The sequence below is a fragment of the Listeria kieliensis genome (genome assembly GCF_003369925.1).
In the GTDB taxonomy this organism is placed as follows: Bacteria; Bacillota; Bacilli; order Lactobacillales; family Listeriaceae; genus Listeria; species Listeria kieliensis_A.
The window spans coordinates 1-7,319 of record NZ_LARY01000005.1 but is presented as its reverse complement, the minus strand read 5'-3'; the positions used below and the strand labels follow the sequence as shown (position 1 = coordinate 7,319).

The window sequence follows — 7,319 nt, the reverse complement described above, 5'->3', positions numbered from 1 at the left end:
GATTCCTTGTCTGGTGGCTATGGCGAGAAGGTCACACCCGTTCCCATCCCGAACACGGTAGTTAAGCTTCTCCGCGCCGATGGTAGTTGGGGGCTTCCCCCTGTGAGAGTAGGTCGCCGCCGGGCAAATAGCTAAAACACTTAAAATCTTAGCGATTTTAAGTGTTTTTTTGTGCAGTCAGTCTACTTGCGCAAGTGGTGTGAAATCATGTATAATTAAAGTCAACTATAGTCAAAGTCAAGTGATGTTTTCTCGGTTGTGCAGGAAAGGAGTATTCAAATGAGAAATATATCTGATATAATTGAAGCCTATTTAAAGCAGGTTTTAGAAGCAAATGAAGCTGTTGAAATAAAGCGAAGCGAAATAGCAGATAAATTTGAGTGTGTACCTTCGCAAATTAATTATGTAATCAACACACGGTTTACCATGGAACGTGGCTACATTGTTGAAAGTAAGCGAGGCGGTGGTGGCTACATTCGGATCATTAAAGTGAAGATGAATGATAAGTTACAACTACTTGATGCAATCATCGCGATGGTGCATGAAAAAAAGGTCTCGCAAGCTTTTGCTGAAGATGTTGTATTAAGACTCTTGGAAGAAGAAGTGGTGACAAAGAAGGAAGCGAGAATGATGATGTCGGCTTTAGATCGGCAAGTTTTAATTATTCCTTTACCAGACCGAGATATTTTAAGAAGTCGTATTTTGGAAGCAATGCTTGCAGCTTTGAAGTATGACTGATTGGAGTGAGAAGATGCTTTGTGAACGTTGTGGGAAAAATGAAGCAGTAACTAGAATTCAACATTTGCATTCTGATGGGAGTCTTGAAGAGGTCTATTTATGTGAAAGCTGCGCCAATCTGGAAGAAGAAAATAAGATTCAGGCTTTTAACGAATTAGCACTTAGCTTTTTATCAATGCTCGATGGGAATAAAGTTGTAGCAGGTGAAACTTCTGGGAAAAAGCAATTGGTATGTGATTCATGTGGGCTTGATTTTGATACGTTTCGTAAGACGAATCGAGCAGGTTGTTCGGATTGTTATGACGCTTTTTATGAACAAATTTTACAAGCCGCAAAACAAGTGCAAGGCGGCCACGCAAAGCATGTTGGGAAGGTTCCTGCTGCTTTTGTAGCTGAATCAGAGCGTGAGGAGCGTATTTTTGCGCTGAGAGAGCAAATCCAAAAGATGATTGAATTGGAAAACTTTGAGGAAGCAGCTCGTTTACGCGATGAAATTCGATCGCTTGAAGGGAAAGCGGGTGAAGAGGAATGACAGAACAAAATCGTGTTTTTGCTCCTATGCTCAGCTCTTGGCTGTCTAAAGATGGCGATGATGCAGATGTTGTCCTTAGTTCGCGCGTTCGGATTGCAAGAAATTTTGAGGATGAGCTGTTTCCGTTTTATGAGCAGCGAGATGCGGTTGTGGAACGTGTGAAGTGTGTATTGGATGATTCTTTTCTTTTGTTTAAGATGGAGGAGCTCGGGATACTAGATAGGGCGCTTCTTGTGGAGAAACATTTGATTAGCCCATATTTGATGAATGAAAGTGAGCATGGGGCAGTGTTTATTAGTCCCACTGAAAATGTGAGCATCATGACAAATGAAGAGGATCACTTGCGCGTGCAATGCCTCGAACCTGGCCTTAGGCTGTTTGATGCGCTCGAAAATGCACTTCGGATGACTGGACAAATTGAGCAAGCCTATCCTTTCGCTTTTCACAAAGAATTTGGTTATCTTACGAGTTGTATTACGAACCTTGGAACGGGATTGCGTGCTTCTGTGATGGTTCATCTGCCTGGGCTTGTTGCTACTAAACGGCTGAAAAAGATCGCTGAGGCACTCAGAAGTATTGGTTTTGTGATTCGCGGAATTTACGGTGAGGGAAGTCGGTCTGAAAGCAATATTTTTCAAATTTCAAATCAAGTAACGCTTGGAAAGACGGAAGAGGATATTGTTAGTGATTTAACGCAAATCATGGAACAAGTAATTATGCAAGAACGAGTTAGTCGAACAAGTTTAAAACAAAAATTCCATATTTCACTTGAAGACCGCGTTTACCGAGCTTATGGTGTTTTGAAAAATAGTCGTGTGATTTCTACGCAAGAAAGTGGAGAAGCTATTTCTGAATTGCGTTTAGGAATTGAATTAGGTTATTTTGAGCATATCTCTCGCCAAAAAATTAATGAACTGCTAATATTTTCGCAACCAGCCTTTTTACGAAAAGCGCGGGGGCAAGATATGGATGAATTAGAGGAAAAAGTTATTCGAGCATCTGTTATTCGTGATATTCTTGAAGAAGTTTAATGGATGGCCACAAAGGAGGAAAACGATATGATGTTTGGACGTTTTACACAAAGAGCCCAGAAAGTTCTTGCCCTATCGCAGGAAGAAGCGATGCGACTGAACCATAGCAACCTTGGAACAGAACATATTTTGCTTGGTTTAGTTCGTGAAGGCGAAGGAATTGCTGCAAAGGCGCTTTATGAACTTGGGATCAGCCCAGAAAAAGTTCAACAAGAAGTAGAAGAATTAATCGGTCAAGGTGAAAAAACCGTTACGACGATTCAATATACACCGCGTGCGAAAAAAGTCATTGAGCTTTCAATGGATGAAGCACGCAAACTTGGACATAGCTATGTGGGGACAGAGCACATCTTACTTGGCTTGATTCGAGAAGGGGAAGGTGTAGCAGCTCGAGTGCTCAGTAATTTGGGTGTTAGCCTGAACAAAGCGCGTCAACAAGTGCTTCAGCTTCTTGGCGGTGGAGATAATGGCACAGCTGGAAGACAAACGAATACACAAGCAACACCAACGCTCGATAGTTTAGCGCGAGATTTAACAGTGATTGCGCGGGAAGACAACCTCGACCCAGTGATTGGTCGCGCAAAAGAAATTCAACGCGTGATCGAAGTACTCAGCCGACGCACGAAAAATAACCCTGTTTTAATCGGGGAACCTGGGGTTGGGAAGACAGCGATTGCGGAAGGCTTAGCGCAACAAATTGTTCGCAATGAAGTCCCAGAAACGCTACGGGGAAAACGTGTAATGACGCTTGATATGGGAACGGTTGTTGCTGGCACGAAATATCGTGGTGAGTTTGAAGATCGACTTAAGAAAGTCATGGATGAAATTCGTCAAGCGGGCAATGTGGTCTTGTTTATTGATGAATTGCATACTCTTATCGGCGCTGGTGGTGCTGAAGGTGCAATCGATGCTTCAAATATCTTGAAGCCACCTCTAGCACGTGGTGAATTGCAATGTATTGGGGCAACAACGCTCGATGAATACCGTAAATATATCGAAAAAGATGCCGCGTTAGAACGTCGTTTCCAACCGATCAAAGTTGGAGAACCAACAATTGATGAATCCATTCAAATTTTGAATGGATTACGGGACCGTTATGAAGCACATCACCGAGTAGCCATCACGGATGAGGCACTTGAAGCGGCTGTTAGACTTTCTGATCGCTATATCTCAGATCGTTTCTTGCCGGATAAAGCTATTGATGTAATTGATGAAGCGGGTTCTAAGGTTCGCTTGAAAGCTTACACAACTCCTTCAAACTTGAAAGATCTTGAAGTGGAATTAAGTGAGCTTAAGAAGGAAAAAGATGCGGCTGTACAAGGTCAAGAATTTGAAAAAGCGGCTGCTTTCCGTGATAAGGAAAAGAAAATTAGGCAGCAATTAGAAGAAAAGAAACTAAATTGGAAAGAAAAACAAGGGCGGGATAATAGCCAAGTCACAGAAGACATAGTCGCAGAAGTTGTTTCTAGCTGGACGGGTATCCCAGTTACAAAAATTGCTGAAACAGAAACGGATAAGTTGCTCAACATGGAAAAGGTGCTGCATCAGCGTGTAATTGGCCAAGATGAGGCGGTGAAAGCTGTTGCGCTGGCTGTTCGTCGTGCAAGAGCGGGGCTTAAAGATCCGAAACGTCCAATTGGCTCATTTATTTTCCTTGGACCAACGGGTGTTGGGAAAACAGAGCTTGCTAAAGCGCTCGCGGAATCTATGTTTGGCGATGAAAGTGCGATGATTCGTGTTGATATGTCGGAGTATATGGAAAAATTCTCGACTGCACGCCTAGTTGGGTCTCCTCCAGGCTATGTCGGTTATGAAGAAGGCGGTCAACTTACTGAAAAAATCCGCCAAAATCCTTATTCGGTTGTTTTGCTTGATGAAATTGAAAAAGCGCACCCAGACGTGTTCAATATGTTACTTCAAGTTCTTGATGACGGGCGTCTAACGGATTCTAAAGGACGCGTAGTAGATTTTAGAAATACTGTGATTATCATGACTTCAAATATTGGTGCGCAGGAAATGAAAGAAGACAAATCTGTTGGATTTAATGTCACTGATTTAACGCAGGACTATAAAGCCATGGAACACCGCGTGATGCAGGAATTGAAGCGCGCATTCCGTCCGGAGTTTATCAACCGGATTGATGAAACAATTGTCTTCCATTCACTAACAGAAAAAGAACTTAAACAAATTGTTACTTTGCTAACTTCACAATTGACAAAACGTCTTGCTGAACGAGATATCCATGTGAAACTCACAGAAGGAGCAAAAGCAAAAATCGCGAAAGAAGGCTATGATCCTGAGTATGGTGCTCGCCCACTTAAACGTGCGATTCAAAAAAGCATCGAGGATCGCCTTTCTGAAGAGTTATTGCGCAAAAATATCGAGCCAGGAGATATTGTTGAAATTGGCGTAAAAGATGGGGAGCTCGAAGTTCGAAAAAAAGATAAAGTAGCAAACTCGGTAAAAAAAACAAACCAAAAATCTAAAACAAAAGCTAAATCATAACGTGGAAAACCGAAGCCCTTTACGGGTTTCGGTTTTTTTATGTGAAAAAGGTTGCTCTTATTATGCGTATATGCTAATATTAACATATAAAGAAATTGGGAGGAATAAAGATGGGACCACATCATTCACACGATCACCACGGACATGGACACTCTCACACTCACAGTGCCAATAAAAAAGCTCTTTTAATCAGTTTTATTTTGATTGCTGGCTTTATGGTGGCAGAAGTAGTAGGGGGGATATTAACAAATAGTTTAGCACTTTTGTCAGATGCTGGTCACATGTTAAGTGATGCAGTTGCGTTAGGGCTTAGTTTGCTAGCTTTTAAATTTGGGGAAAAAGCAGCCAGTAACTCCAAAACGTATGGCTATAGAAGGTTTGAAATTTTAGCTGCTTTTTTTAATGGGCTAACGCTAATTCTTATTTCTTTATTTATTTTTTATGAAGCTTACCACCGCTTCTTTGAGCCAAAACAAGTTATTGGATCCGGCATGATGACAATCTCTGTTTTAGGGCTATTAGTCAATATTTTAGTTGCCTATATTCTTGCAAAAGGCGATACAAGCGGCAACTTAAATATGCGAAGTGCTTTTTTACATGTATTAGGGGACTTACTTGGCTCTGTTGGAGCAATTGCAGCTGCACTTCTTATTATTTTCTTTGGTTGGGATATTGCCGATCCAATCGCAAGTGTACTCGTGTCTATTTTTGTATTGATTAGTGGAATTCGAGTTTTCCGTGAATCTATTCAGGTTTTGATGGAAGGCAAACCAGCGAATGTAGAAGTTGAGGGAATTCGAAATTACTTGCTCGAACAACCTGAAATTGAAAGTGTACATGATTTACATGTCTGGTCGATTTCATCGGACTTCCCGTCGCTAACCGTACATTTGCGGGTTGCTGAACATGTTGATAGGGATGCGCTTTTGGAAAGGTTGCGTGCAGGAATTGAAAATCAGTTCCATGTTTCACATATTACTATTCAAATGGAACGGTCTATTGCACATGACCACTGTAACTAGTGAATAGACATTGCGCTCAAGCGTTTTGACAATAAATAAACAAAAAAGATGAGGCCGAAATGCGCTCATCTTTTTTGTTTGTAGCGTTCGTTTGTGAAAAAAATTGGCGGCTATGCTATAATAATGAAACCGGATTCGATAATTTCATGGAGGGGAAATCATGTTAAATGAACAACAAGTTGGGAAACTAATGAACCGTTTGGTCGACCCATTATTAGAGGCAACACTCGAAGAAACAAACGGAGTTTTAGGAATAGAAGTGATCAAGCCTGACAAAGTCATTCTAGAGTTAGCTCTTGCTGATCCTGAGGTCGATAAGGAGGCTTTTTCGGCCAATATACAGGAGATGCTAGGTCAGTTTGGATTTGAAGAAATTGTGCTAGATTTACAATACTTGGCTTCGGATGTCATTGATTCGATTTTAGAACAACGTGAGGGAATTTTAAGTGAATCTAGTAAAACGAAGTTTGTAGCTATTGCAAGTGGAAAAGGTGGAGTTGGGAAGTCAACTATTGCAGCTAACTTAGCGGTTGCTCTAGCCAAGCGTGGGAAAAAAGTAGGCGTGTTAGATGCAGATATTTATGGGTTTAGCTTGCCTGTGCTTTTTGGTGAAATGACTGCACCAAAAAAAGAAGGAAACTTCATTATTCCTGTTGAGACACATGGTGTGAAAATGATTTCGATGGATTTCTTTGTTGAATCTGGGGAACCGGTAATTTGGCGTGGACCAATGCTTGGAAAAATGGTGAAGATGTTTTTAGAGGAAGTAAAATGGGGAGAGCTAGACTACTTAATTATTGATTTACCACCTGGAACGGGAGATGTTGCGCTAGATATTCACGCCTTACTCCCAAGTTGTTTTGAACTGATTGTAACAACACCTCATTATGCTGCTGCACAAGTAGCTTCTCGTGCGGGCTATATGGCTAGAAAAAATGGACATCATATCTTAGGGGTAGTGGAAAATATGTCTGCAGTAAATATTGATGGGCGCTTAGTAGAATTGTTTGGAGCAGGTGGGGGAGAAAAAGTAGCTACTGATTTAGATGTTGACCTTTTAGCTCAACTTCGTATGGAGCAACCGGTTAAAAATACAGCTGGATATGTAGATGGTATTTACAACTCAGAAGATTTATTAAGTGAGTCTTTTTTGAACTTGGCGGATGAAGTTATCACTAAGTCAGATGTATCAATGGATTTAAAGTGATTTAATACGAGGGATTTGTTGTGTGAATATGCAAAAATTGCATGTGGGCAAAATAAAATGAAAAAAGTTTTGGAAATCTATTGACGAACGGCTTGAAAATTGGTATATTAATAAACGTTGCTGATGCGCTAAATGCGCAACAGAAACTCAAGAAATCGACCTTTGAAAACTGAACAAAAAGAAGACGAAAAAGCGATGAAACAGTATGTTTCACCAATCAATTCGCAGGGCAGGAAATCGAGAGCGATTTCCAAAACAAAACTAGTAAATAAGCTAGCAAAGTC

Annotated in this window: 6 protein-coding genes and 1 rRNA gene; all 7 read left to right on the top strand. The window is 41.0% G+C overall.

Going from position 1 to position 7,319, the window contains the following annotated elements; translation table 11 throughout:
- Nucleotides 1–9 precede the first annotated feature (9 nt).
- Nucleotides 10–125 (top strand): 5S ribosomal RNA (gene rrf / locus UR08_RS12935).
- A gap of 154 nt (nucleotides 126–279) precedes the next feature.
- Nucleotides 280–738, top strand: coding sequence for a CtsR family transcriptional regulator (locus tag UR08_RS12930; protein WP_115754092.1), 459 nt, complete (start codon nucleotides 280–282; stop codon nucleotides 736–738).
- On the top strand, nucleotides 731–1,270 hold the full coding sequence (locus UR08_RS12925) for a UvrB/UvrC motif-containing protein (RefSeq protein ID WP_240616100.1): 540 nt from the start codon (nucleotides 731–733) through the stop codon (nucleotides 1,268–1,270). The genes UR08_RS12930 and UR08_RS12925 overlap by 8 nt, the downstream gene beginning before the upstream one ends.
- Nucleotides 1,267–2,301, top strand: a complete 1,035-nt coding sequence (locus UR08_RS12920; RefSeq protein ID WP_115754090.1) for a protein arginine kinase — start codon at nucleotides 1,267–1,269, stop codon at nucleotides 2,299–2,301. Before UR08_RS12925 ends, UR08_RS12920 begins: the two co-directional genes overlap by 4 nt.
- A 27-nt stretch (nucleotides 2,302–2,328) precedes the next feature.
- Nucleotides 2,329–4,806, top strand: a complete 2,478-nt coding sequence (locus tag UR08_RS12915; protein WP_115754089.1) for an ATP-dependent Clp protease ATP-binding subunit — start codon at nucleotides 2,329–2,331, stop codon at nucleotides 4,804–4,806.
- A 110-nt stretch (nucleotides 4,807–4,916) separates the two neighbouring features.
- Complete coding sequence (locus UR08_RS12910; RefSeq protein ID WP_115754088.1) at nucleotides 4,917–5,828, top strand: cation diffusion facilitator family transporter; 912 nt, start codon at nucleotides 4,917–4,919, stop codon at nucleotides 5,826–5,828.
- Between the two features lie 160 nt (nucleotides 5,829–5,988).
- A complete protein-coding gene (locus UR08_RS12905; RefSeq protein WP_115754087.1) occupies nucleotides 5,989–7,035 on the top strand; it encodes an Mrp/NBP35 family ATP-binding protein in 1,047 nt (348 codons plus the stop codon).
- Nucleotides 7,036–7,319: the final 284 nt, after the last annotated feature.